This window comes from Burkholderia sp. JKS000303, assembly GCF_002563755.1.
GTDB classification, from domain to species: Bacteria; Pseudomonadota; Gammaproteobacteria; order Burkholderiales; family Burkholderiaceae; genus Burkholderia; species Burkholderia anthina_B.
In genome coordinates, this window is record NZ_PDBZ01000002.1 from 217,747 (window position 1) to 241,696 (window position 23,950).

The 23,950-nt window shown below is 62.8% G+C and carries 20 protein-coding genes and 2 pseudogenes; 15 read left to right on the forward strand and 7 right to left on the reverse strand.

Annotated features, from left to right (window positions below; genetic code table 11):
- Positions 1-261: 261 nt before the first annotated feature.
- The 3 genes from BX604_RS23030 to BX604_RS23040 form a co-directional block, all read right to left on the reverse strand.
- Complete coding sequence (locus BX604_RS23030) at positions 262-1,020, reverse strand: ABC transporter substrate-binding protein (protein ID WP_098553183.1); 759 nt, start codon at positions 1,018-1,020, stop codon at positions 262-264.
- A gap of 122 nt (positions 1,021-1,142) precedes the next feature.
- Entirely contained in the window at positions 1,143-1,916 is a 774-nt protein-coding gene (locus BX604_RS23035; protein WP_098553184.1) for a maleate cis-trans isomerase family protein, read from the reverse strand.
- Between the two features lie 136 nt (positions 1,917-2,052).
- Complete coding sequence (locus BX604_RS23040; RefSeq protein WP_098553185.1) at positions 2,053-2,400, reverse strand: RidA family protein; 348 nt, start codon at positions 2,398-2,400, stop codon at positions 2,053-2,055.
- A gap of 463 nt (positions 2,401-2,863) precedes the next feature.
- Between BX604_RS23040 and BX604_RS23045 the strand changes: the two genes are divergently transcribed.
- Together BX604_RS23045 and BX604_RS23050 are read left to right on the forward strand one after the other, a co-directional pair.
- On the forward strand, positions 2,864-4,105 hold the full coding sequence (locus BX604_RS23045) for a D-amino acid dehydrogenase (RefSeq protein WP_098553186.1): 1,242 nt from the start codon (positions 2,864-2,866) through the stop codon (positions 4,103-4,105).
- 122 nt (positions 4,106-4,227) lie between these two features.
- A complete protein-coding gene (locus tag BX604_RS23050; protein WP_098553187.1) occupies positions 4,228-5,610 on the forward strand; it encodes an aspartate aminotransferase family protein in 1,383 nt (460 codons plus the stop codon).
- A 180-nt stretch (positions 5,611-5,790) separates the two neighbouring features.
- Here the strand turns inward: BX604_RS23050 and BX604_RS23055 are convergent, their stop codons facing one another.
- On the reverse strand, positions 5,791-6,513 hold the full coding sequence (locus BX604_RS23055) for a GntR family transcriptional regulator (protein ID WP_098553188.1): 723 nt from the start codon (positions 6,511-6,513) through the stop codon (positions 5,791-5,793).
- A 541-nt stretch (positions 6,514-7,054) separates the two neighbouring features.
- On the opposite strand from BX604_RS23055, the gene BX604_RS38515 reads away from it, so the two are divergent.
- Together BX604_RS38515 and abaF are read left to right on the forward strand one after the other, a co-directional pair.
- The gene (locus BX604_RS38515) at positions 7,055-7,234 is read left to right on the forward strand and encodes a hypothetical protein (protein WP_143748079.1); all 180 of its coding nucleotides are present in this window, start codon (positions 7,055-7,057) and stop codon (positions 7,232-7,234) included.
- Between the two features lie 104 nt (positions 7,235-7,338).
- Positions 7,339-8,718, forward strand: a complete 1,380-nt coding sequence (gene abaF, locus BX604_RS23065) for a fosfomycin efflux MFS transporter AbaF (RefSeq protein ID WP_098553190.1) — start codon at positions 7,339-7,341, stop codon at positions 8,716-8,718.
- Positions 8,719-8,926: 208 nt separating this feature from the next.
- Here the strand turns inward: abaF and BX604_RS23070 are convergent, their stop codons facing one another.
- Positions 8,927-9,559, reverse strand: coding sequence for a helix-turn-helix transcriptional regulator (locus tag BX604_RS23070; RefSeq protein WP_098553191.1), 633 nt, complete (start codon positions 9,557-9,559; stop codon positions 8,927-8,929).
- A 189-nt stretch (positions 9,560-9,748) separates the two neighbouring features.
- Here BX604_RS23070 and BX604_RS23075 point away from each other — a divergent pair, with 189 nt between their 5' ends.
- From BX604_RS23075 to BX604_RS23095, 5 genes are all read left to right on the forward strand, one after another.
- Entirely contained in the window at positions 9,749-10,873 is a 1,125-nt protein-coding gene (locus tag BX604_RS23075; RefSeq protein ID WP_098553986.1) for an asparaginase, read from the forward strand.
- A 99-nt stretch (positions 10,874-10,972) separates the two neighbouring features.
- Positions 10,973-11,383, forward strand: coding sequence for a RidA family protein (locus BX604_RS23080; protein ID WP_098553192.1), 411 nt, complete (start codon positions 10,973-10,975; stop codon positions 11,381-11,383).
- Positions 11,384-11,412: 29 nt separating this feature from the next.
- Entirely contained in the window at positions 11,413-12,735 is a 1,323-nt protein-coding gene (locus tag BX604_RS23085; RefSeq protein WP_098553193.1) for a dicarboxylate/amino acid:cation symporter, read from the forward strand.
- A 114-nt stretch (positions 12,736-12,849) separates the two neighbouring features.
- Entirely contained in the window at positions 12,850-13,821 is a 972-nt protein-coding gene (locus BX604_RS23090; protein ID WP_098553194.1) for an ornithine cyclodeaminase family protein, read from the forward strand.
- A 25-nt stretch (positions 13,822-13,846) separates the two neighbouring features.
- Positions 13,847-14,815: a threo-3-hydroxy-L-aspartate ammonia-lyase gene (locus BX604_RS23095; RefSeq protein ID WP_098553195.1), complete on the forward strand. Its 969-nt coding sequence runs from the start codon at positions 13,847-13,849 to the stop codon at positions 14,813-14,815.
- A gap of 174 nt (positions 14,816-14,989) precedes the next feature.
- On the opposite strand, the pseudogene tnpA reads toward BX604_RS23095, so the two are convergent.
- Positions 14,990-15,410: pseudogene (gene tnpA / locus BX604_RS23100) on the reverse strand (IS200/IS605 family transposase); the annotation flags it as partial.
- Between the two features lie 10 nt (positions 15,411-15,420).
- Here tnpA and BX604_RS23105 point away from each other — a divergent pair.
- Together BX604_RS23105 and BX604_RS23110 are read left to right on the forward strand one after the other, a co-directional pair.
- Positions 15,421-15,873 (forward strand): annotated as a pseudogene (locus BX604_RS23105) (RNA-guided endonuclease InsQ/TnpB family protein); the annotation flags it as partial.
- Between the two features lie 252 nt (positions 15,874-16,125).
- Entirely contained in the window at positions 16,126-16,806 is a 681-nt protein-coding gene (locus BX604_RS23110) for a GntR family transcriptional regulator (protein WP_098553196.1), read from the forward strand.
- Positions 16,807-17,096: 290 nt separating this feature from the next.
- Here BX604_RS23110 and BX604_RS23115 read toward each other — a convergent pair whose 3' ends face one another.
- On the reverse strand, positions 17,097-19,268 hold the full coding sequence (locus tag BX604_RS23115; protein ID WP_098553197.1) for a glycoside hydrolase family 28 protein: 2,172 nt from the start codon (positions 19,266-19,268) through the stop codon (positions 17,097-17,099).
- Positions 19,269-19,841: 573 nt separating this feature from the next.
- Here BX604_RS23115 and BX604_RS23120 point away from each other — a divergent pair.
- The 4 genes from BX604_RS23120 to BX604_RS23135 all read left to right on the forward strand — a co-directional run bounded on the left by BX604_RS23120 (position 19,842) and on the right by BX604_RS23135 (position 23,942).
- Positions 19,842-20,828 carry a TRAP transporter substrate-binding protein gene (locus tag BX604_RS23120; RefSeq protein ID WP_098553198.1) on the forward strand — a complete coding sequence of 329 codons (987 nt, stop codon included), beginning with the start codon at positions 19,842-19,844 and terminating at the stop codon, positions 20,826-20,828.
- Complete coding sequence (locus tag BX604_RS23125; RefSeq protein ID WP_098553199.1) at positions 20,825-21,403, forward strand: TRAP transporter small permease; 579 nt, start codon at positions 20,825-20,827, stop codon at positions 21,401-21,403. Before BX604_RS23120 ends, BX604_RS23125 begins: the two co-directional genes overlap by 4 nt.
- Positions 21,404-21,407: 4 nt before the next feature.
- Entirely contained in the window at positions 21,408-22,760 is a 1,353-nt protein-coding gene (locus tag BX604_RS23130) for a TRAP transporter large permease (RefSeq protein ID WP_098553200.1), read from the forward strand.
- Between the two features lie 90 nt (positions 22,761-22,850).
- Positions 22,851-23,942, forward strand: a complete 1,092-nt coding sequence (locus BX604_RS23135) for a lactonase family protein (protein WP_373562432.1) — start codon at positions 22,851-22,853, stop codon at positions 23,940-23,942.
- Positions 23,943-23,950: the final 8 nt, after the last annotated feature.

The window sequence follows — 23,950 nt, forward strand, 5'->3', positions numbered from 1 at the left end:
CGCCGCCCCGGAGAGCCGAACGAGCCAACCGGGCCATGATTCGCCGCGACGACTTCAGCCGTCCCGCCAGACATTGCCGCAGCTGCTCGCTACTGCGCGGAGCGGTCGGTATTCCCTTCGGATCGCCTTGCTTCCCGAGCTTCCGCTGGTGCAGTAAAACGAAGTGGACCGACGCCTTGGAGGGGGAACCTCGATGACGGACTGCGAGCCGCGCACGCGCGGCTCGCTTCAAGGTGTTGACGCGGGCGATGGCGGGAATGCTCAGCCGCCGTACAAGTCGAAATTGACGTACTTCGCCTGGATCTTCTTGTAGGTGCCGTCCTTGATCATGTCGGCGATCGACTTGTCGATCTGTGCCTTGAGGTCGCCATCGTTCTTGCGCAGGCCGATGGCGGCGGCCCCCGTCTGTCGCTCCGGGCCGGCGAATGCGAAGTTCGCGCCGGCCGGTGTCTTCAGGAACCCGAGCGCGGCTTGCACTTCGTCCTGCAGCGCGGCGTCCAGGCGGCCCGACTGCAGGTCCGCGTAGACCTGGTCCTGGTTCTGGTAGGACACGACGTTGACGCCCTTCGGCGCCCAGTTCTCCTTTGCGTAGGTTTCCTGGATCGTGCCCTGCTGGACGCCGACCGACTTGCCCTTGAGCGATTCGGGGGTCGGCGCCAGATTCGTGCCCTTCCTGGCGACGAGACGTGTCGGTGTGTTGTAGAGCTTCTGCGAGAACGCGATCTGTTCGGCCCGCTGGGGCGTGATCGTCATCGAAGACAGTACGGCGTCGAACTTCTTCGCCCTCAGCGCCGGGATCATGCTGTCGAAGTCCTGCTCCACCCACAGGCACTTCGCGTTCAGGCGGCGGCAGATTTCGTTGCCGAGATCGATGTCGAAACCGACGACCTTGCCATCGGGCGCCTTCGATTCGAATGGCGCATAGGTGGGATCCACACCGAAGCGGATCGTCGTCCAGTCCTTGGCGAAAGCGCCCCCGGCGGCGCAGGCGAGGGCGACAAACAGCGCAAGTCTTTTCATGAAGTCTCCATAAGTGAACGTTCCGGCGCGACATTTCGAGTGATGTCGGCCTTTCGCTACGACGACGGCGACCAGCGGCATGTAGCGATGTTCGGCAAGCGGCTCTGAACCCGCAGGTAGAACTAGACGGTAAATAGCCGGCCGAACTGCGGCAGCTTGTCCGTGACTCGAGCGAGTCGAAGCGCATGCCAGGCCATTGCGTGATTGCTCGACGTCACCGGCTTGCCGAGTTCGCTCTCGATGGCGGTCACCTGATCCGCGAGCCGGAGCGACGTGCACGAAACGAACACCGCGTCGACATCGTCATGGCGGCCGATCCTGAGAATGGCGCGTCGCATCGATTCCGCGTCGATCCGCGCGACTTCGTTGTCGTCCGAATGCTCGAACGATCCCATGCGCATCACGTTGATTCCGCGGCTGCCCAGGTATTCACGGAGCGATTCATTGATCGTGCGTACGTACGGCGTCAGGAGCGCGATACGGCTTGCGCCAAGTGCGTTCAGCGCAACGCGAGCGGCCGTGACCGGCGTCGTGCAAGCGACTTCCGGACGCGCTTGCCTGATGCGCTCGATCACGCTTTCTTCGCCGAGAACCATGGAGGCCGACGTACAGCCGAATGCGACCACGTCGAGACGTTCGCCCGGCCGGATCACCGCGACGCCGGGCGCGATCAGCGTGTCCATCTTCCTGAGCGTTTCCGGCGTGATTTGAGCCGAATTGGCAATGCGGCTTTCGTAGAAGCCGACACCATCGAGTGCCAGGAGCTTGCGCCATTCGTACTCGATCGTATGGTCGGTCGCGAGCACGACCAGGCCGATCGCCGCGCGGTGCGAGATTCCGTCATCGAGCGCGAAATCGAGCCGCTCGTAGCGCTCGACAGATTCCAGGGTATCCATTTGATAGGAGTCCATTCAAAATTGTTCGATTCGCCAGATGGGTCGCGTCCCTGATGCGCCGGACGCGGGTCCGGCTTGCGCATGGCTGTCGACGGCGCTGACGCTCGCTCCGGCGGTCGTCAGCGCGTACGTAGGGTCACACCGCCGCGATGACCCCGATCTCGACGGTGTATTGCGGGAACGCGAGCTTTGACTCGACACATGCCCGCGCCGGGGCCTCGCCCTCCGGAACCCAGGCGTCCCAGATTTCATTCATCTCGTTGAACGTGGTGTAGTCGGCGAGCCAGATGCTGGCTGACAGGATTCGGGTCTTGTCGGAGCCGGCCTGCTCGAGCAGCCGGTCGATCTTCGCGAGTATCTGGGCCGTCTGACCCTTCACATCCTGACTCGGGTCGTCGGCGACCTGTCCGGCGAGAAAGGCCAACCCGCCATGTACGACAGCCTGGCTCATGCGTTTGCCGCTTCCGTAGCGCTTGATCTGCATTGCTTCTCCTTGAAAAGTAACGGTGTCTACGAACACAGCCTACTTCCAGAAACACACAACTGTCGACACATTTATCGACAATAAGGGAAATTCCTGTTCGCCCGAACCGTGCTGTCCAGCGTCCCGCTTGATCTATCGGCGTGCGTGCGGCACCCACGCGCCAGTGCGCAACCAGGAACCTTGCGCCGTTGTCGCTGCCCGGCGACTGCGGGATGCCGCCATTTTCCAGTGTGGCGTTGTTGCCCTCATTGATTTTGCCTTTTTGTGGATATACAGTGTTGTCGACACTTTTGGTTATGTCGCGACGTCGGGTGAATGCCGAGGCAACGATCAAGCCGCGATCCGGCGCGAAAGTCATCGCGCGTCGTGCATCGCGCCACTGCCTCGCATCAGCATCAGCGTGCCGTGCCGTGGCGCGATGTCGTGTCACCCACATCCAATACGCTTCGGACTTGAGGACATCATGAGAGTTATCGTGCTGGGCGGCGGGGTAGTCGGAGTCACGACTGCGTACCAACTTCAAAGGGATGGCCACGAAGTCGTGTTGATCGACCGCCAGACGGTCGTGGCTGGCGAGACGAGCTGGGGAAATGCGGGGATGATCGCGCCGGGCCACTCGTTCGTCTGGTCGTCGCCAAGGGCGCCGATGACGCTGCTGAAATCGCTGGTCCTGAAGGATCAGGCGTTGCGTTTCCGGTTCTCCGCCGATCCGCGTCTCTACACGTGGTCCTGGCGTTTCCTGATGGAGTGCACGTCGGAAAAGGCTCGCCGCAATACCTTGCTCAAGCATCGGCTTGCCGCGTACTCGCAAGCCGTCCTTCAGCAGGTCATTGCCGAGGATCCCCTCGACTACGACAGGAACGATCGGGGCATTCTCTACTTCCACCGGAGCCAGGAGGCGCTGGACCGGGGCGTGATGCAGATGAAACTGCTCGAATCGGACGGCCAGATCATCAAGGTGCTATCGCGCGATGAAGTGGTTGCGCTCGACCCGGCACTCTCGTCGGCGAAGGACGGGATCGTCGGCGCGATTCATTGCCCGACCGACGAAACGGGCGATCCTGCGAAGTTCACGCGGGCGCTGGCCGAAAAGGTCGCCTCGCGGGGGGGAGAGATCCGGACCGGTGCCGTGATTCAGCGGCTGGAAACATCGGGGAGCGAAATCGTCGGAGTCCACACCGATAGCGGCCTCGTGAAAGGCGACGCCTACGTGCTTGCGCTCGGCAGCCATAGCCCCGTGCTCGCCCGACAGATCGGGGTCCATCTGGCGATCTATCCGGTGAAAGGATACTCGCTCACCATCCCGATCGAGGGTCATGCTTCGCCGCCCAACGTCGCAGCGGTGGACGAGCACAACCTTGTCGCCGTGTCGCGATTCGGCGACCGGATTCGGGTCACGGCGACAGCGGAATTCGCCGGCTACGACACGAGCCACAAGCCGTCCGATTTCGCGTTCATGAAACGCGTGACGCAGGAACTCTATCCCGACGGCGCGAACTACGATCGCGCGGAGATGTGGGCCGGACTGCGGCCAATGACGCCGAGCAACCTGCCGTGTTTCGGTCGCCAACGGTATCGGAACCTGTTCATGAATACCGGTCACGGCCATATCGGGTGGACGATGTCTCACGGATCCGCCCGAATCACGGCTGACCTGATTGCCGGGCGCAAGCCGGCGATTTCGATGGAGGGTCTCGTGGCGTGACAGTCGCGCAGGCCGACAGACGACGCGTACGCCGCCGCGTCACTGTCGATGTCGCAGCGACCTCGAGCGCGCGTTGCGACTCATCAACCTTTTGAAAGTGTCTTGAACGAAGGAGGCAGGCGATGCAACGTACGGATATGCACAGCAGCGACATCAAGCACTACATTCATCCGTATACCAACCTGAGTTCGCATCAGTCGGTCGGTCCAATGGTGATCGAGCGCGGCGAAGGCGTTTATGTGTATGACGACCAGGGCAACCGTTATCTCGAGGCTCTCAGCGGACTCTGGTGCGCGGCGCTCGGCTTCAGTGAATCCCGCCTCGCGGATGCGGCCGATCGACAGATGCGCCGGCTTCCGTTCTATCACGCGTTTGGCCACAAATCGTCGGAACCGTCGATCAGGCTCGCCGAGAAACTGATATCGATGGCGCCGGTGCCGATGTCGAAGGTGTTCTTTGCGAACTCGGGATCCGAGGCCAACGATACGGCGATCAAGCTGGCCTGGTATTACAACAACGCGCTGGGCAGGCCGAAGAAGAAAAAGATCATCGCCCGTTCCCGGAGCTATCACGGCGTGACGATCGCGACGGGAAGCCTGACCGGATCGCCGACCAATCATCAGGACTTCGATCTGCCGATCGACAGGGTTTTGCACACGGATTGCCCGGACTTCTATCGGTATGGACTGCCGGGTGAGACCGAGGAAGCATTTGCGACCCGATGTGTGAGCGCCCTCGAGCAGTTGATCCTTGCGGAGGGCCCGGATACGATCGCGGCTTTCTTCGCAGAGCCGATCATGGCGTCTGCCGGGATGATTCTTCCGCCCGTCACATACGTCGAAAAGCTCCAGGCGGTGCTGAAAAAGCATGACATCCTGCTGATTGCCGATGAGGTCATTTGCGGATTCGCCCGAACGGGCAAGATGTTCGGTACGGAATCGTTCGGGATGACGCCCGACGTGATTACGCTTGCCAAGCAGCTCTCAGCCGGATATGCGCCGATTTCCGCGGTGATGGTTTCCGAGCGAATCGACCATGCAATGATCAGCGAGAGCGAGAAAATCGGCACGTTCGCACATGGATTTACCTGCAGCGGGCATCCGGTTTGTGCGGCAGTGGCGCTCGAAGCGTTGCGCATCTATGAGGATGACGACATGGTCGGGCGAGTGCAGGCGCTCGCGCCGCATTTCCAGGCGCGCGTCGCGGCACTCGGCGAGCACCCGCTTGTCGGTACGACACGCGGACACGGATTGATCGCGGCCCTCGAACTCGTTGCCGACAAGGGCACGCGGGAGTCGTTCGCGCAGTCCGCGGGTGTCGCGTCTTACGTAGGCGAGCGCGCGCGCGTACATGGCATGATCACCCGGGCGTCAGGCGACGTCGTGAATTTCTGCCCGCCCCTGATCATCACGCACGACCAAATCGACGAAATGTTCGACGCGGCGACGAGCGCGCTGGATGACACGGCACAGTGGCTCGCCGCCGGGCGCGTAAGCGCCGCGTGATCGGACGAGCGTCGGGGGTGCGGGCCTCGAACGGGCCCGCGGCTTCCGATGGCAACCGGTCGGCGATGGAGTGAAGCGCATGACCTCCGCTTCGGCGGCGTGACCATGGCGTCCGGAGCGACGCCGCTCTCCGTCGATTGATCGGCGCGGGTCGCTGCGCGCGATGCGACGGAACCGTTGTTACTGCGAGAAGAGCTTCACGACCCCGGCGTCGACGACTTTCGTGATTTCTTCCATGCGGCACGTAATGTGCGTCTCGGTCAATTCACGGCAACGCTGTGCATCGCGTGTTTCGATCGCATCGAGAATCTCGAGATGCTCGGAGAACGCATCGTGCCCTCGCTGTTCGAGATCGACCCAGCGAACGAAATGAATGCGTGCATTGATCCCGTACAGTGCCCGCACCATCTCGTTGTTGCCGGACAAGGCCACGAGGCGGACGTGAAACTCCTCGTCCCGAGTGACCAGTTCGGCTGCCGGCGCGTTGGCCTTGTTCTTCATCACGTCCTTCCAGAACTTGCGCAGCGCCCGGATGTCCTTGGCATCGGCGCGCTCGACGGCCAGCTGTACGGCAGACGCCTCGATGCTGCGACGAAACTCGAACAGGTCGAAGATATCCTGGCGGTTGAGCTCCCGGATAAAGAACCCGCGATTGGGGACGAAATGCAGCAGGTTCTCGGCGACGAGCCGGTTGAGGGCCTCACGAAGCGGGGTTCGACTCACCTGGAATTTCTCGGCGAGTTCGAGTTCATTGATTCTTTCACCTGGCCGGATGGTGTAGATGACGGCCATGGCTTTCAATTGTTCGTACAGGTCGTTGACCGTGAGCCCGGCGCGCTTCGGTGCGCTGGTCTCGCGTACGCGCGGTCGCGATTCCCGCAACAATGACGAATAGCCTGCCATTTTCCAGATATCCTTCGGGCGCCTGCGGCGCCGATCAATCAATGTTTCGCTGCGAATTCCGATGCTTGCGCGCCGTGGTGTTCCCGGCGTTCGTGGCGGCCCGCGTGTCGCGCTGGCGACACGTCGCCGGATGAGGTGCGTGCCTGCAAACCGTCGGGACTGCGCGGTGCATCGGACTCGAAAGTGTCGGCATGTCTGTATTCTACATGCACGGTTCAAATGTGGCGTCACGTGCATCTACCGGGCGCCGGCTGCCGGATTCGTGACGGGCTCGGCGCTGCGTTGCTCCATTGAGTCGGCGAGTTCGCTTCGAATGCCGGGGGATGCGCGGTGCATGCGTTTCCCGTCGTCTGCCGAGGTCGATGCATCATGAAGCTGTCCGCCGACGGGTCGATACCTGCGTCGGGCAGTCGGAGTGACGGCTCAGCGCCTCGTTACCTCCCGACTGCAGCGCGCTTTGCCGCTTCATCAGTCGCTCAGCCGTGCGGCACGCCACCGCGAAGCCTTTCCGGCTCATCTGCTCCCAGACCTTGGATACGTCGTGGACCTGCATGCGGGCCTGCCGGATCGGCTTGATCTCCGGTTGCAGCGCTTCCTCGCTGCCGCGCGGGCGCGGTTGCTTTCCCTTGCCGCGGCGGTTGTCTGTTCGCGCTTTGCCCGCCTCGATTCAGCCGGCCGCCTGCCGCCCTCCGTGTCGCATTTCTGCCGAAAGCATTTTTGAGATTTCGTAGATCGTGTATTGAATATTGTATAAAATCTTTCGGCGCGCTTACTCGCGAGCCGCCCCGTCAAGGGAAATGGAAGATAACGAGAGGAGATACGGAGATGACAGGTCAGGTCGGCGAGGCAGTCTCGCCAGGTAGCGCAACCGGCGTGCAGGACGCGGCGTCGAAGCGGGAATTGAAACGGGTCGTCGCGGCGTCGATGGTCGGTTCGGTGGCGGAGTGGTACGAGTTCTTCCTGTATGGCACGGCGTCGGCACTGGTGTTCGGCACGCACTTCTTCAAGAAGACCGGCAATCCGATCGACGGCCTGCTCGCCGCGTTCGCGCTGTATGCGGTGGGCTTCGCCGCGCGCCCGATCGGCGGGCTGGTGTTCGGTTACTACGGCGACAAGTTCGGCCGCAAGTATCTGCTGCAGGTGAGCCTGGTCGTGGTTGGTATCACGACCTTCCTGATGGGCTGCCTGCCGACCTTCGATTCGATCGGCTACTGGGCGCCGGCGCTGCTGGTCACGCTGCGCCTGATCCAGGGCTTCGCGTTCGGCGGCGAGTGGGGCGGCGCGATCCTGCTGGTCAGCGAACACAGCCCGGACAACCGCCGCGGCTATTGGGCCAGCTGGCCGCAAGCCGGCGTGCCGGCCGGCAATCTGGTCGCCACCATCATCCTGCTGGTGTTGTCGAGCTCGCTGTCGGAGGCCGACTTCCTGTCATGGGGCTGGCGCGCGGCGTTCTGGTTCTCGGCGGTGGTGGTGCTGATCGGCTTCTGGATTCGCCGCAAGGTCGACGATGCGCCGATCTTCAAGGAAGCGCAGGCGCGCCGCGAGAAGAAGCAGGAAAAGCAGCTCGGCGTGGTTCACGTGCTGAAGTACCACTGGCGTCAGGTGCTGATCGGCATCGGCGCGCGTTTCGCCGAGAACATCCTGTACTACATGGTCGTCACGTTCTCGCTGACCTACCTGAAGCTGGTCGTCGGCTTCGACACCACGCGGATCCTGAAGCTGATGTTCGCGGCCAACGCGATCCACTTCGTGTTCATCCCGCTGATGGGGTTGATGTCCGACCTGGTCGGCCGCAAGCCGGTGTACCTGACGGGTGCGGTGCTGACCGCCGGCTGGGGTTTCGTCGCGTTCCCGATGATGGACACCGGCAACGACTGGATCATCATGGCCGCGATCGTGCTGGGCCTGTTCATCGAATCGATGACGTACTCGCCGTATTCGGCGCTGATGACGGAGATGTTCCCGACCAACGTGCGCTACACGGCGCTGTCGCTGTGCTACCAGGTCGCGCCGCTGATGGCCGGCTCGCTCGCGCCGCTGATCGGGTTGTCGCTGCTGGACCGCTATCATTCGTCGACGCCGATCGCGCTGTATCTGGTCGCCGCGGCGGCGATCTCGATCGTGTGCGTGGGGCTCGCGAAGGAAACGCGCGGCAAGTCGCTGCGTGAGGTCGACGCGGAGGCCAATCGGCTGACCGGCGCGTGACTCGGGCGTGATCGCAGATGGGAAGCCACCCGAGAGGGTGGCTTTTTTTGTGGCGCATCGAAAGTGGACTCGCCACTGCTCGAGAGTGACGGGTGCTTTCCTGATGACAACGCTCATTCATCGCGAAGATGACTCGGCCAGTCATCTTCGAATCAGCTACCTTCCGCTACCTGACCCGGCAAACCAGCAATGCATGGGGCATTCGCCGTTACTTGGCGTCGTTGTATACAGTTGCACGCGACACGCCGAGGTGTTGCGCAATCATCTCCATCGACCGCTTCAGGTCCAGATACCCCTCGTCCTTGAGCGTCTGCATCAGCGTTCTGCGCTGGTCAGTACGAAGCGATTGCGGCGTGGTTGCCAAACCGACCGCGAACCGATCGATTCGCTCTCGAAGGGAGTCGGCTGTCGAGGGGTCGAGCGATTCGTGGATCGCATCTCCGCTCGCAACTGAGAACTGTTCCAGCAATGCCCCAATGCTGCGAAACAGCGTCACGTCGACGTTCAGGCACAGTGCGGCAAAGTAGTGCCCCTCCGAATCCTTGATCCCGATCGACGTGCTTTTTGCCTGGCGCCCGTCGCTGAACCGATTCGTATAGTTCGCCAGAACTTGCGGGTAGCTATCGTCGGCAATTCGGGCCAGCCCAAGTTCCGTCGCAGGATCGCCGACTTGCCGTCCAGACAAGTTGTTGTGGATGGTCAGAATGGCGTGCTTGGGTGAGCGAAGGTCGTGAACCACGACCTCCGTAAAAGGCGCCAACGTCGCCCCCAGCCCAGCTGCGATTTGCTGGACCTGCTCAAGAATTGTCTGCTGCTCGCGAGTAAGTCCTGTCTTAGCCATCTTAGACTCTTCATCTACATTTGGTCATATTGTATAGGGCCTTTGCGCGTCCAGGGGAACCTCGTAATTTCCCTTATTTTACAAATTGTCCAGTGTTGGATAATTCGTCTTGACCATGTGCTGGCACGGTGCTCCCTTTCGATGGCGCAGCGCGCGGTCTGGAAACACACTACGGCAAGGAGCCATCCCATGAAAGTGACGAATATCCGCCCGACCGTCGTGCTGCGAGGATGCTTCGCGGCGCTTCTGGCGCTGACTGCATGCAACTACGCAAGTGCCGCGGATGTCCAGCAAGCCCCGTCCGCGTCCAGCGCGAACCCTGCACCGCACAAGCCGAGGATTCTCGTGCTTGCAACCGGCGGAACGATTGCAAGCACGGCCGATCCGCGCTCGGCAATCGGATACAACGCGGGAGGTATCACCGGGGAGCAACTCCTGGCTAGCGTCCCCAGCATTGGAAAGCTTGCTTCGATCAAGGCCGAGCAGCTTTCGAATGTCGGCTCGCAAGACATGAATAACAAAATCTGGTACCAGCTGGTCAGGCGAATCAAGCAGGCCATTGACCGAGACGAAGCTGACGGCATCGTGATTACGCACGGGACCGACACGATGGAAGAGACGGCGTTCTTCCTGGACAACGTGTTGTCGACGAGCAAGCCGGTGGTGCTGGTCGGATCAATGCGCCCCAGTGATGCCAACGGCGCCGATGGTCCGAGCAACCTGTACGAAGCAGTGGAAGTTGCAGCTAGCCCGCAATCGGTCAACCGTGGCGTCCTCATTGTGATGAACGACACCATTCAAGATCCGCGGTGGGCGACAAAAACGAACACCACTGCGGTGCAAACCTTCCTGAGCCCGAATGCCGGTCCTCTCGGTTATGTCGACTCGGCGTCGATTCGCTACCTCTCGCCGGCACCGGCTGGCCCCAAGAAGGCACTGAACCTGCCGAGCGAAGGGCTGCCGCGTGTAGACATCGTGTACGCACACAGCGATATGGACGCGACGCAGATTGATGATGCGGTGCGCGACAACGCGAAGGGGATCATCCTGGCAGGCGTCGGGGACGGGAACGCATCGAAGGTGGCCCTGGATGCCATGGAAGCTGCGGTTCGCAAGGGCATCGTGGTCGTGCGCTCGACACGCGCGAGTTCAGGGTTCGTCAATCGCAACGTCGAGGTGTCGGACGACAAGAATGGCTTCGTCGCGTCCTATGACCTGAACCCACAGAAGTCCCGCGTCCTCGCTCAACTGCTCATCGGAAATGGCGTGACCTCGTCAGGCAAGGTTCAGGAAGCGTTCAGCGCGACGTACTGAGCGCCATCACATAACGAGCTGCATTCCTTACGGCTTAAATTTAGTTATACAAATTATCTGGCGTCGATCGAGATGCCTAAACCGAACTCGGGAAATCGAATGTCCACTCAAGACCAGGCTACGGCCTTGAACTGCAAGAACGCATCCGGCATCACGCCGCCTGCTGGGCACTATTCTCACGTTTGTATTGCGAACGGCTTCGTCTTTGTGTCCGGGCAGTTGCCGATCGATGAGCAAGGGAAGCCGCTGAGCGATTTGTCGTTCGACGCTCAAACCAGACAGGTTCTGCGCAACGTCGATACATGCCTGGAGGCCGCCGGCGTAACGCGCGACAGCCTGGTGCAAATTCGCGTGTTCGTATCGAATATCGAGCACTGGCCGCTCTTCAACACGTTGTATGCGGAGTGGATTGGCGCTCACAAACCGGCGCGCGCCGTTGCCGAGTCACGCTCGTTGCACTACGGCGCTGCCGTCGAAGTGGAAGCCATCGCGCTGGCGCCCACGCCCTGACACCCAGAGACATCGGAACAGACACCATCATGAAAAAATGGAAGCTTTCCCACTGGATTATGCTCAGCATGGTCCTCGGCGTAGTCGTCGGCTACGCATGCCATCAATACGCCGCCGACGAAGCCACCGCCAAGTCTATCGCCGGCAACTTCGGCGTGGTGACCACGATTTTCCTGCGGATGATCAAAATGATCATCGCGCCGCTGGTCTTCGCGACTCTTGTGTCGGGGCTCTCCAGCATGGAAAGCGGAAAGGCCATCGGACGAATCGGCACGAAAGCGATCGGCTGGTTTGTCGTCGCCTCACTGCTGTCGCTGAGCATCGGCCTGTTGTTCGTCAATATTGCCCAACCCGGCGCGCATCTCAACATGCCTTTGCCCGCCGCAGACGCGGCGACTAACCTGAAGACGAGCGCACTGAACTTCAAGGACTTCGTAACGCACATGTTCCCGAGCAGCATTGCCGAGGCCATGGCGGAAAACCAAATCATGCAGATTCTGGTTTTCTCGCTGTTCTTCGGCATCGCGTTGGGCAAGGTGCGTGGTGCTCCCGGCGAGTTCCTGAAACGCTCGATTGACGGCCTCATGGACGTGATGCTTCGCGCCACCAATGCCGTAATGAACTTCGCTCCGATCGGTATCTTCGCCGCCATCGCCGGCGTCGTTACCGTGCAAGGGCTTGGGGTCATCGTTACCTACGGCAAGCTCATTGGGTGGTTCTACGTCGCGCTGTTCGCACTGTGGACCGCGCTTTACTTCGCCGGCCGGGCCGTGCTGGGTCGGCGCATGCCCGAACTGCTGAAGGCCGTGCGCGAGCCGATGATGATCGCATTCTCGACCGCGAGTAGTGAGGCTGCCTATCCGGTGCTGATGGAAGTTCTGCAGCGATTCGGCATCCGCAAGCGTCTGGTCGGCTTCGTTCTGCCGCTGGGATATTCGTTCAACCTGGATGGCTCCATGGTCTACCAGGCGTTTGCAGCGATTTTCATCGCGCAGGCATTCGGGGTGCATATGCCCATCGGCACCCAGATTTCGATGCTTCTCATCCTGATGGTAAGCAGTAAAGGCATGGCCGCTGTTCCCAGGGGATCGCTGGTCGTCGTTGCTGCAATCTTGCCGATGTTCAAGCTTCCCGAGGCTGGATTGCTGCTGGTGATGGGCATCGACCAAATTCTCGACATGGGGCGAACCGCGACCAACGTATTCGGCAACAGCATTGCCAGCGCCGTGGTCGCAAAGTGGGAGGGCGAGTTGTCTGCCGCCGGCACGACGGAGGAGAGCGAGCACTCCGTGGCCGGGCTTGCCGCAGATTCGCCTTCCGCGTCCGGGTACGGCAACGCGCAATCATCCTGACTGTTCGCGGGCGCCGTGTACTTGATGTCAACGCGCCCGCGAACTTGACAATTTGTATAGTTTTAGAAAAAATATAAAACCCTGCTGTATTACGCCAAACAGACTTACGTAAAGATGCCGACAGACGCCCAACTTCTTCTTCTCGACCGGGACATCGTCGAACCCGCCCTTCAATCCGAGCAAGTCATGTCTGCCGTTCGCGAAGCCTTTGTTTTGCACAGTCAAAGGGCTGGGCGGGTTTTCCCGGTTGTCCGTGAGAAGCTCCACACCGGCGGGGTGTTCGGAATCAAATCCGGTGATGTCGCCAGTCGGGATCTTCTCGGTTTTAAGGCGGCCGGATTCTGGTCGGAAAACCGAGGCCGAGGTGGCGAACCTCATCAGGCAACGGTCGCCCTGTTTGACCCGCACACGGGCCGCCCGGTTTGCATCATGGACGGGAATGCAATTACCACGGCCCGGACGGGTGCGGCGGGTGGCTTGGGACTGCAGCAGCTCGCACGCCCCGAGAGCACTCGAATCTGCCTTTTCGGCACGGGGGTACAGGCGCGTGTTCAACTCGATTACGCACTGAAACTGCTGCCGCAACGTTGTACGGTGCAATACGTGACGATCAACGGAGAGCCGGAGCCGGCGTTCGAATCGGCATTCCAGGGCCGATGCGCGATCAGTATTACTCAGGATCGCAACAACGCGGTGGCCAATAGTGATGTGGTGATCACTGCCACACCTGGCGGTGGCCCGCTGTTTGACGCCGATGCGGTTCAGCCGGGGACCCACCTGACTTGTGTGGGTGCCGACACGGCGGGCAAGCGAGAGCTCCCGGACGGCTTGCTGAATCGCGCACATATTTTCGTGGACGACCTGGATCAGGCGCGAAGCATTGGCGAGTGTCAGTGGGCCCCGGAGCTGCAGGGTACTGAAATTGGCGACCTGCTGGCTGGCAAGGCATCAATTGACCGGTCTCCGGGCGATATCACGGTATTCGACATGACCGGGCTCGCGCTCCAGGACTTGACGGTCGCACGCTTCCTGTATGAACAGTCCATCGAGAACGGAGCCGGAATCTCCGTTTCGTGGCCCTGGTGAATGACATTTAATTAGCGAGTCTCACATGACTACTTTCGAACTTCCTACGTACGCCGACGTCGAGGCAGCAGCAGCCCGAATCGCGGGCATTGCAAACCGAACCCCGGTTCAAACGTCGCGCACGCTGAACGAGCTTGTCGGCGCGGACGTATTCCTCAAGTGCGAGAATTTCCAGCGCATGGGCGCATTCAAGTTTCGCGGCGCATTCAATGCGCTTTCGAAATTTTCGCCCGAGCAGCGCAAGGCTGGTGTTGTTGCCTTCTCCTCCGGGAACCACGCCCAAGGGATCGCCCTGTCCGCGAAAATTCTGGGCATGCCGGCGACGATCGTCATGCCGCATGATGCCCCCGCAGCGAAGGTCGCCGCGACGAAGGGGTACGGGGCGAACGTCGTCATCTATGACCGCTATTCCGAAGACCGCGAAGCAATCGGGCGCCGACTCGCGGATGAGCAAGGCCTCACATTGATTCCGCCGTATGACCACCCGGACGTACTCGCAGGGCAAGGGACTGCCGCGAAGGAACTGTTCGAGGAAGTGGGCGCACTCGATTATCTTTTTGTGCCGCTGGGCGGCGGTGGTCTGCTCTCTGGCACGGCGCTCTCGACTCGATCCCTCGCGCCGCAGTGCGTGCTGTATGGCGTCGAACCGGAAGCCGGGAACGATGGCCAGCAGTCGCTGCGGAGCGGGGAAATCGTTCATATCGACACGCCCAAGACGATCGCAGACGGTGCGCAGACCCAACACCTCGGGAACTACACGTTCGAAATCATCAAGCGTGACGTCAACGATATCCTGACGGCACCGGATACCGATCTCGTCAACGCGATGAAGTTCTTTGCGGCCCGCATGAAGATGATTGTTGAGCCGACCGGGTGCTTGGGGCTTGCCGCCGCGCTGAATTTGAAGGACACGCTCAAAGGCAAGCGCGTCGGTATCATCATCAGTGGCGGCAATATCGACCTCGATCGGTTCTGCTCGCTGGTAGCGGCTTAGCGCTACAACGCGCGCCTGTTACGGATCGTCCGTGGATGTTCACCAATCGGGCATGAAGGACCGTTCATGCCCGATTGCAGTCATGCGTTGATCTGAATGCGCGTCAAACCTCGTTTCTTCAGGACGAGGAAGGATAGTGCGGACGCCGTAGGCGTCCTTTGCGGCTGCTAATGCGGTTTTTTGCTGTTCGATGTATTGGCGGACGATTTCGATAGGCGCTCCGCCACAATTTCCCGCAAAGCAAGACGGAGACCACAGCGCCCCGCCCCACGACTTTTTCCGAATGCGGGCGCATTCTGCCGGTTCATGCGACTTGAGACGCCGTTGAAGCTGTTCACCAGCGACGACACGGAATCCTTGGGCGGGTAGTGCACCAGCAGGTGTACATGGCCGTTCGCACCATCGAACTTCACCCGTTCGGATTCGAAGTCCAGACAGACACTGGCGAAGATGCTGCGCATGTCGTTCAGCATCTCCGTGGCAAGCACATTGCGCCGGTGCATGTGGTCAGGAAGACCACATGCACACGGATCAGAAAGACGCAATGGCGACCACGTCGAATGGCTTGACTCTCGCTTGTGGGCCACGCATACAATGGCCCGATCTACCTGCACAAAGCCACGACCACGATCAGCCAAAACCACGCGATGGTGTGCATCGAGGACTTGCGGGTACGAAACATGTCGAAGGCGGTGGCTGGCAGCCCCGATGCGCCGGGCAAAAACGTTCGGGCCAAGTGCGGCCTGAACAAAGCCATCCTCGATCAGGGCTGGTTCGAATTTCGTCGTCAGCTGGACTACAAGCTGGCGTGGAACGGCGGCTGGCTCATTGCCGTGCCGCCGGCGAATACGAGTCGCACGTGTCCGGCCTGCGAATACGCGAGCGCAGAAAACCGGCAGACGCAGGCCGCATTCCGCTGCGTCGCGTGCGGTCATGAGGAGCATGCCGATGTGGTCGGTGCGCTCAACATACTGGCGCGGGGACACCGCGTTGCAGCCTGTGGAGAGCCGGTGCAGTCAGGCCGCTCCGTGAAGCAGGAACCCGCCGAGGCGCTTTGAGATAAGCATCATCGTCTCAGACGCGGCAGGAATCCGCCGCCTTCAAGCGGCGGAGGATGTCAAGCAATTGGCAAAACGCTCGCACCGTCGTCGGCTGTGCCCTGAGTCGTTCGGTCCGCTCGACGAGCTTGCGCGCAATCAGGTGCCGCTCCTTGCCCCACCCCCGCTCTGCTAATATTGTAGAAAATATGCAATATCCGTCGCCGCGGCGTCGGCGCTTGCCTGACCGCCATCCCCCGTCCGAACCGCAACATGAACGAGAAACGCCCGCCACTTGTCTACGCCACGCGCGCCGAAGCCGCAGCGAATGAATTGCGTCGCCGTATCCTGACGGGGGAGTATGTCGACGGCTATCAGCTGCGCCAGGATGCGCTGGCCACCGAGCTGGGCATCAGCCGCATCCCGCTGCGCGAAGCGCTGGTGCAGCTCGAAAGCGAAGGGCTCGTGAAGATCCTGCCGCACAAGGGCGCGATCGTGTCGGAGCTGTCGCCGGAGGACATCACCGAGCTGTTCGAGCTGCGCGCGCTGCTGGAGCCCGTGCTGCTGAAAAAATCCATTCCGAAGCTGACCGTCGACGATTTCGCGCGGCTCGATGCGATCCTCGAGGAATACAGCGAAGTCCTGCACGCGAGCCAGTCCGGGCGTTGGGGCGAGCTGAACACAGAACTCCATCATCTGCTGCTGTCACGCGCCGATCAGCCGAAGACGTCGGCGATCGTCGCATCGCTGCTGCAGCAGACGGACCGCTACACGCGCGTGCAACTGTCGTTGTCCGAAGCCGCACGCGACGTCGCCGAATCCGAGCACGCCGAACTGGTCGCGTTGTGCCGCAAGGGCGACACACGTACGGCGGCATCGCTGCTGAAGCGGCATATCGAGCATGCGGGCGGCGAGTTGAATGCGTTTTTGCGGGACCGGCGCGCCGGTCGCTGACATCGTTGCCGCGCACCGCGCGGTGCAAACCCGTCGTGGTCGGTTTCAGCGGTGACGCGGGGCACGAATGCGGTGCACGGGTTCCCGCCGCATGACCGAACCGGTTTGCCTGCGCTCACGCCGCGCTAACCGCCGCCGATTCCCTGCGGCACCTTCCCCGTTCCGCGACACACCGTGCACGGCTACCCTTCAACCATGCCGGTGCCGCGACACGCGGTACACAGATCCTCGCCGACCCCCGACCCCGGTCCCCCGCACGAACGCGAGGAGCCGGGGTCGTCGCATCGTCGTTACAACGACGGCGCCCACGTCGAGCCGAACGGGTTCGACTGGTCGATGCCGGGGAAGTCGACGAACGCCTTGCTGCAGTCGAGCACGCTGGCCGGATCGATCGTGCGGGTCGCGGTGCCGTTCACGACGACGCGGTTCGCGGTCGACGCGAACACCGGCAGGTTCACATTGTGCAGCGTGAGGTTCGCGTCGGATGCGATCGTCGAGATGCCGTCGGGCGTATCGGCCACCACGTCGGTGAGCGACATCACGAGCGGGAACGCCGGTTCGCCGTAGCCGCCGGTATTCGCTTCGAACCCCTGCAGCTTCACGCCCGCCGTGCCCATGATCACGACGTTGGCGATCGAGATGTCATGGAAGTTCGGATACAGCGGCCCGCTCGCCGGCACGGCCTTGGTGCTGTAGTACGGGGTGAACAGCAGCGCGTTCTTCGCATCGCGGATGCAGATGTCCGAGTAGTGGATGTTGCTCACTTCGCCGCCGCGCGCATAGTCGGACTTGATCCGCAATCCTTCTTCCGAATCCCAGAACGAATTGTCGTAGACCTGAACGTTGGTCACGCCTGCGTTGGTCTCGCTGCCGATCGAGATCCCGTGCCCCCAGTAGATGTGGTTGTGCGCGATCACGACACCGGCCTTGCGATCCGAACGCACGTCGCGATTGCCGTCGATGCCGAACAGGCCCGAGCCGGCGGGCGACGGGTTGCTGCTGCCCTTGAGCGCGATGTCGTCGTCGCCGGTGCTCACGTAGTTGTACGCGAACACGAAATTCTTCAGGTAGCCGTCGAACGAAACCGCGCCGGTCGAACTCGTCGTGCTGCCGGTCGACAGCGTCGTCGAGGTCGGCTTCGATGCGGAACCCGGGTCGAACGCGTCGGTGTTCTTCACGTTGTCCGCGTTGAAGGTCTGTCCGTTGTACAGCGGGTTGCCGTTGCCGGCCGGGTTCGCGAACGCGGCGAGCGTCGGCGTCTGCACCTTCACGTTCCAGATCGTCAGCCCGTCGACGCCGCTCGGCACCACGTGGAAGTTCGGGCTGTTGTTCAGCGTGACGCGGTACAGCGTCAGGTTCTTCGCGTAGTTGAACACCATCAGCCGGAAATTCGACTGCGAGCCGAAGCCGGTCGTGCCGTTCTGCACCATGTTGCCGAGATACGCGAGATCCCACCACGTCATGTTGCGCACGGTCGACTTCGAATCGACGACGGTGCCGCCGTCGTCGCACGCGGTGCCATCCGGTGCAACGTTGCCGCTCTTGTACGCCGCGTACGTGTTCGAGCAGGTCATGTCGACCTTCATCAGCGGGTATTTCGCGTCGGACGTCACGAGCTCGGCGTAGCCGCGCCCGTCGATCCGGCCGTCGCCGACCACCGCCGAATTCACGAGGTTCGTGCCGGTGATCAGCGCGAGGCAGTTCGACGAGCTGCCGGCCTTGGTCGCGCTGACGGCCGTGTTGCCGCAATACGGCCCGGCGGCGTTCGGCGCATACGCCTTCACGTCGCGCGACGCGTACAGCGTGACGCCCTTGTCGATCCACAGCGTCACGCCGGACGGCAGCGTCAGCGGCCCGCTGATGAAGCTGTTGCCGGCCCCGCCCTGATTGACGATGAGCCGCACCGCGAACTTGCTCGCGCGGTACTTCGGCTTCGCGAGTTCCTCGCCGGACGCGCCGGCGAGGTTCACGTTCGGCGCGGCGGCGGCTTTCTGCGCGGCGGTGGCCGATGCGTCGGCGGTGGCGATGGCGGCGCCCACTTGCGCGTCGACCGCCGCGCCACACGCGTCGAGCGCGGCCTGGATACGCGCCTGGTCGGGGTTGGCCGTCGTGCTCGACACGGCCTTGCCGACGCCCGCGATCGACGGATCGGCCTCCGGCGGCAGCGAGCCGTCAGGGCGGCTCACGAGCGTATTGGCGGCTTCGAGCGTGCTGCACACCTGCGTATCGGCGGGTAGCGTCGGCTCGGCCGGCAACGCGGCGTCGACGGTGGTCGTGCCGACCTGGAACACGCTCGCGGCGGACGGCGCAGAGGCAGGCGTAGGCGCGGCCGCGCTGGTGCCGGCACCGGTGCTGGAATCGTCGCCGCCGCACGCGCTCAGCGCGGCGGCGGTCGCCAGCAGCGCCGCGAACAGGCCGAGGACGCGCGGGCGTGCCTTCGGCCCGGAAAGTCGGGATGTCATGACGGATATCTCCTGATGTGGCCTCGCCTGAGGGCAAGGCCGGGTTTGGTATCGGGTCATTCGGGCGGGGCGCGGCAGCACGGCGCGAACGCGCCGCGTGCACGGCCTGCCGGCAAGCGAAGAAACGGCGGCGCGAGCCGCCCGTGCAGGTCGTCAGACGAGCGCTGGTCGCGCCGCGATGCAGTCAGGCCGCCACACGCTCGTGGCGGGGCGGGGCCGTGGCTGCTTCGTGATCAGTCATCCTATAACGATGGAAATGAAAACGAAAGATGGCGGTCAGCGTCGGGAAAACGACCCGGCAGCGTGTCGATTCAAATGTGGACCCGTTTCCGGAAAACGTTTCGCCGGCTGCCCGTCAAGCAGAGAAGGCTTTTCCCCTTAGGCCGCCGTAAACCCGCATCAGAGGCCGTTATAGGGGTATGCACCAAGTGAGTTAAACGATTAACCGACGTACATTTCGAACGACACGTCATACAACGTATGACTGCGATTAGACGAAAGGCCGGACACCGACGCTTGCGGATGCCGCCACGATCGCCGCGAAACAACGAGCAACCATCAAGGAGACTGACGATGAAACACCGATTCACCCGCTCCCGTACTGCACTGGCCGTCGCGCTGATGGCCGGCTTCGCGGCATCAGCCCATGCCCGCGTGTTCCGCTCGGCGGACGTGCACGGCGACAACTTCCCGACCAACATGGCGGTCAAGTACATGGGCGACGAGCTGTCGAAGATGACGGGCGGCAAGGACTCGATCAAGGTGTTCGGCAACAGCGCGCTCGGCTCGGAGAAGGACACGGTCGACCAGGTGCGGATCGGCGCGATCGACATGGCGCGCGTGAACGGTGCGTCGTTCAACGAGATCGTGCCGGAGTCGCTGATCCCGTCGTTCCCGTTCCTGTTCCGCGACATCGACCATTTCCGCAAGGCGATGTACGGCCCGGCCGGCCAGAAGATCCTCGATGCGTTCTCGGCGAAGGGGATGATCGCGCTGACGTTCTACGAGAGCGGCGCGCGCTCGATCTACGCGAAGCGCCCGGTGCGCTCGCCGGCCGACATGAAGGGGCTGAAGGTGCGCGTGCAACCGTCCGACCTGATGGTCGACGAGATCAAGGCGATGGGCGGCACGCCGACGCCGATGCCGTTCGCCGAGGTGTACACGGGCCTGAAGACGGGCCTCGTCGACGCGGCGGAAAACAACATGCCGTCGTACGAGGAAACCAAGCATTACGAAGTGGCGCCCGACTACTCGGAGACGGAACACGCGATGACGCCGGAAGTGCTGGTGTTCTCGAAGAAGATCTGGGACACGCTGTCGCCGCAGGAGCAGACGGCGATCCGCAAGGCCGCGGCCGATTCGGTGCCGTACTACCAGAAGCTGTGGACGGCGCGCGAGGCCTCGGCGCAGCAGACGGTGACGAAGGGCGGCGCGAAGATCGTGCCGGCCGCGCAGATCGACCGCGCGGCGTTCGTGAAGGCGATGCAGCCGCTGTGGACCAAGTATGAAAAGACGCCGCAGATGAAGCAGATCGTCGACGAGATCGAGGCGACCAAGTGACCCGTCGCACTTCCCTGAACGGCGCGGCGGCCGTGGGCTCCCCGGACGCGGCCGCCGCGGACGGGGCGGCACCGTGCCGCCCGCGCGCGGCCGCGCCGCTGTTGCGCTGCGTGAACGACCTGCTGTTCCGTGCGCTGGCGGTGATCGCGTCGCTGTGTCTCGCGGCGCTCACGCTGCTGGTGTTCTATGCGGTGGTGATGCGCTACGTGTTCGAGGACGCACCGGATTTCGTCGAGCCGATCGCGTTGTTGCTGGTGATCGTGATCGCGATGTTCGGCGCGGCGATGAAGGTGCGCGACGGCGGCCATATCGGGCTCGACTCGCTCGTGCGGCGTCTGTCGGCGGGCCCGCGCATGGCGGTGATCGCGATCCAGCACCTGAGCCTGATCGCGTTCGCGATCGCGATCATGATCGGCTGCGGCAGCATGGCCGCCGAGACGATGGGCGACCGCATTCCGATCATCGGGCTGCCCGAAGGCGTGCGCTACCTGATCACGATTCCCGCGGCGATCGCCATCATCCTTTTCTCGCTCGAGCACCTGCTCGCGCTTCGTCGCTCTTCGTCGGGACAATAACGCCATGGAACTCGCGATTCTGTCCGTCAGTTTTCTGATATTCCTCGTGCTCGGCGTGCCCGTTTCGTTCGGGCTGGGGCTGGCATGCGTGCTGACCTACATGGTCGAAGGGCTGCCGATCGCAACCGCGATGCAGTCGATGATCTCGGGGATGAACGCGTTCTCGTTCCTCGCGGTGCCGTTCTTCATCTTCTCCGGCGAACTGATGCTGCACGGCGGCATCGCGGACCGGATCCTGCGCTTCGCGCAGGCGACCGTCGGCCATTTCCGCGGCGGTCTCGGGATGGCCAACGTCGTCGCGTGTACGTTGTTCGGCGGCGTGTCCGGCTCGCCGACCGCCGATACGTCCGCGATGGGCGGCGTGGTGATTCCGCTGATGAAGCGCGAAGGCTACAGCGCCGCCTACGCGGTCAACGTGACGACCCACGCGTCGCTCGCCGGCGCGCTGATGCCGACGTCGACCAACATGATCATCTACGCGTTCGCCGCGCAGGGGATCACGGGGCTGCTGCACGGCCAGCAGGTGAGCGGCGTGTCGATCGGCGACCTGCTGTTCTCCGGGCTGCTGCCGGTGTTGTGGGTGATGGGCTTCGTGCTTGCCGCCGCGTACTGGCAGGCCGTGCGTCACGGCTACCCGCGTCGTGAAGACGGTTCGTCGGCGCTGCCGCTGTTCCCGGGCTGGTATGCGGTGCTGCGCAGCTTCGTCGGCGCGGTGCCGGGGCTGATGGTGATCGCGATCATCCTCGTGTGTGTCGCGAAGGGGATTGCGACCGCGACCGAGGCGGCCGCGATCGCGGTGGTGTATTCGCTCGTGCTGACCGCGTTCGTGTACCGCACGCTGACCGTCGCGAAGCTGCGCCGCGCGCTGTCGCATGCGGCGCGCACGACGGGCGTCGTGCTGCTGCTGATCGCGGTGTCCAACATGCTGCGTTTCCAGATGTCGTACCTGGAGATTCCGGATGCGATCGAAGGTCTGCTGAAGCAGTCGACCGCCGCGCCGTGGCTGATGCTGCTGTACATCAACGTGATCCAGGTGTTCCTCGGCACGTTCGTCGACATGGCCGCGCACATCCTGATCACGACGCCGCTGTTCCTGCCGATCGCGATGGCGTGCGGCGTCGGGCCGGTGCAGTTCGGGATCATGCTGCTGCTGAACTGCTCGCTCGGCCTGGTGCACCCGCCGATCGGCTCCGTGCAGTTCGTCGGTTGCGCGATCGGCAACGTGTCGATCGGCGAGACGACGAAGATGGCGTGGCCTTACTACCTTGCGATCTTCAGCGCGATCAACATCGTCACGTACCTGCCGTTCTTCTCAACCTGGCTGCCGAGCCTCATCAGTGGCCACGCGGTGTACTGATCGCTTGCGTGACCCGCCGCGGCGCCGGACGACTCACGTCGTTCGGCGCCGCAATCACATGTGCCGCGTCATTTCCCGACCTCGAACACCATGAACATGAAGACACTTCGGCGCGCCGCCGCGGCCGCCGCATTCGCGCTGGCCGCATCGGCCGCGCACGCCGCGACGTATGCGTACGTCTCGAACAGCGACAGCCGCGACATCTCGGTGTTCGGCGTCGACACGTCGAACGGCGCGCTGCGCGCGATCGAAACCGTGCCGGTCGGCGGCGCCGTGATGCCGATGGCGCTGCCGCCCGATCATCATCGGCTGTATGCGGCGCTGCGCTCGACGCCGTATCGCGTCGTCAGCTTCGCGATCAATCCGCTCGACGGGCGGCTGATCGAGCTGGGCCGCGCGCCGCTCGCGGAGAGCATGGCCTACGTGTCGACCGATGCATCGGGCCGCTACCTGTTCTCCGCGTCGTACGGCGGCAATCTGCTCGCGGTGAACCGGATCGGCGCGAACGGCGTCGCGGGCGACGTGCAGCAGACGATCAGGACCGGCCCGATGGCGCACGCGATCCGGCAGTCGCCGGACGGCCGCTATGCGTTCGCGTCGGTGCTCGGCGCCGATGCGTGGCTGCGTCTGCCGTTCGATGCGTCGAGCGGCAAGCTGACCGACACGGCCGAGCCCGCGTACCGGCTGCCGGAGAAGTCGGGCCCGCGCCATTTCGTGTTTTCGTCGAACGGGCGGTTCGCGTACCTGATCGACGAGCTCGACGGCAAGCTGCACGTGATCGCGCTGTCGCACGGCGATGCCGATGCGCGGCCGATCCAGACCGTGTCGATCCTGCCGCCGGATTTCCACGGCGACAAGCCGTGGGGCGCGGATCTGCACCTGACGCCGGACGGCGCATTCCTTTACGCGTCGGAGCGCACGTCGAGCACGCTCGCCGCGTATCGCGTCGACGCGGCGTCGGGCAGGCTCACGCGCATCGGCACGTTCGCGACCGAGCAACAGCCGCGCGGCTTCGCGATCGACCCGTCGGGCCGGTATCTGCTCGCGGCCGGGCAACTGTCGCCGACGCTCGCGGTGTACCGGATCGACCGGGGCACCGGGCACCTCGACGCAATCGGCAAGTATCCGGTCGGCAAGGGCGCGAACTGGGTCGAGATCGTCACGTACGACGGAACGAACTGACGGCCGGC

Excerpts from the sequence above, each read along its gene's own strand:
- BX604_RS23040 (WP_098553185.1), bottom strand. The coding sequence starts at position 2,400 with ATGCAGATCAAGCGCTACGGAAGCGGCAAACGCATGAGCCAGGCTGTC.
- BX604_RS23095 (WP_098553195.1), top strand. The coding sequence starts at position 13,847 with ATGACTACTTTCGAACTTCCTACGTACGCCGACGTCGAGGCAGCAGCA.
- BX604_RS23120 (WP_098553198.1), top strand. The coding sequence starts at position 19,842 with ATGAAACACCGATTCACCCGCTCCCGTACTGCACTGGCCGTCGCGCTG.
- BX604_RS23030 (WP_098553183.1), bottom strand. The coding sequence starts at position 1,020 with ATGAAAAGACTTGCGCTGTTTGTCGCCCTCGCCTGCGCCGCCGGGGGC.
- BX604_RS23055 (WP_098553188.1), bottom strand. The coding sequence starts at position 6,513 with ATGGCAGGCTATTCGTCATTGTTGCGGGAATCGCGACCGCGCGTACGC.
- BX604_RS23035 (WP_098553184.1), bottom strand. The coding sequence starts at position 1,916 with ATGGATACCCTGGAATCTGTCGAGCGCTACGAGCGGCTCGATTTCGCG.
- BX604_RS23045 (WP_098553186.1), top strand. The coding sequence starts at position 2,864 with ATGAGAGTTATCGTGCTGGGCGGCGGGGTAGTCGGAGTCACGACTGCG.
- BX604_RS23075 (WP_098553986.1), top strand. The coding sequence starts at position 9,749 with ATGAAAGTGACGAATATCCGCCCGACCGTCGTGCTGCGAGGATGCTTC.
- BX604_RS23135 (WP_373562432.1), top strand. The coding sequence starts at position 22,851 with ATGAACATGAAGACACTTCGGCGCGCCGCCGCGGCCGCCGCATTCGCG.
- BX604_RS23080 (WP_098553192.1), top strand. The coding sequence starts at position 10,973 with ATGTCCACTCAAGACCAGGCTACGGCCTTGAACTGCAAGAACGCATCC.
- BX604_RS23110 (WP_098553196.1), top strand. The coding sequence starts at position 16,126 with ATGAACGAGAAACGCCCGCCACTTGTCTACGCCACGCGCGCCGAAGCC.
- BX604_RS23050 (WP_098553187.1), top strand. The coding sequence starts at position 4,228 with ATGCAACGTACGGATATGCACAGCAGCGACATCAAGCACTACATTCAT.
- BX604_RS23090 (WP_098553194.1), top strand. The coding sequence starts at position 12,850 with ATGCCGACAGACGCCCAACTTCTTCTTCTCGACCGGGACATCGTCGAA.
- BX604_RS23070 (WP_098553191.1), bottom strand. The coding sequence starts at position 9,559 with ATGGCTAAGACAGGACTTACTCGCGAGCAGCAGACAATTCTTGAGCAG.
- BX604_RS23085 (WP_098553193.1), top strand. The coding sequence starts at position 11,413 with ATGAAAAAATGGAAGCTTTCCCACTGGATTATGCTCAGCATGGTCCTC.
- BX604_RS23115 (WP_098553197.1), bottom strand. The coding sequence starts at position 19,268 with ATGACATCCCGACTTTCCGGGCCGAAGGCACGCCCGCGCGTCCTCGGC.
- abaF (WP_098553190.1), top strand. The coding sequence starts at position 7,339 with ATGACAGGTCAGGTCGGCGAGGCAGTCTCGCCAGGTAGCGCAACCGGC.
- BX604_RS23130 (WP_098553200.1), top strand. The coding sequence starts at position 21,408 with ATGGAACTCGCGATTCTGTCCGTCAGTTTTCTGATATTCCTCGTGCTC.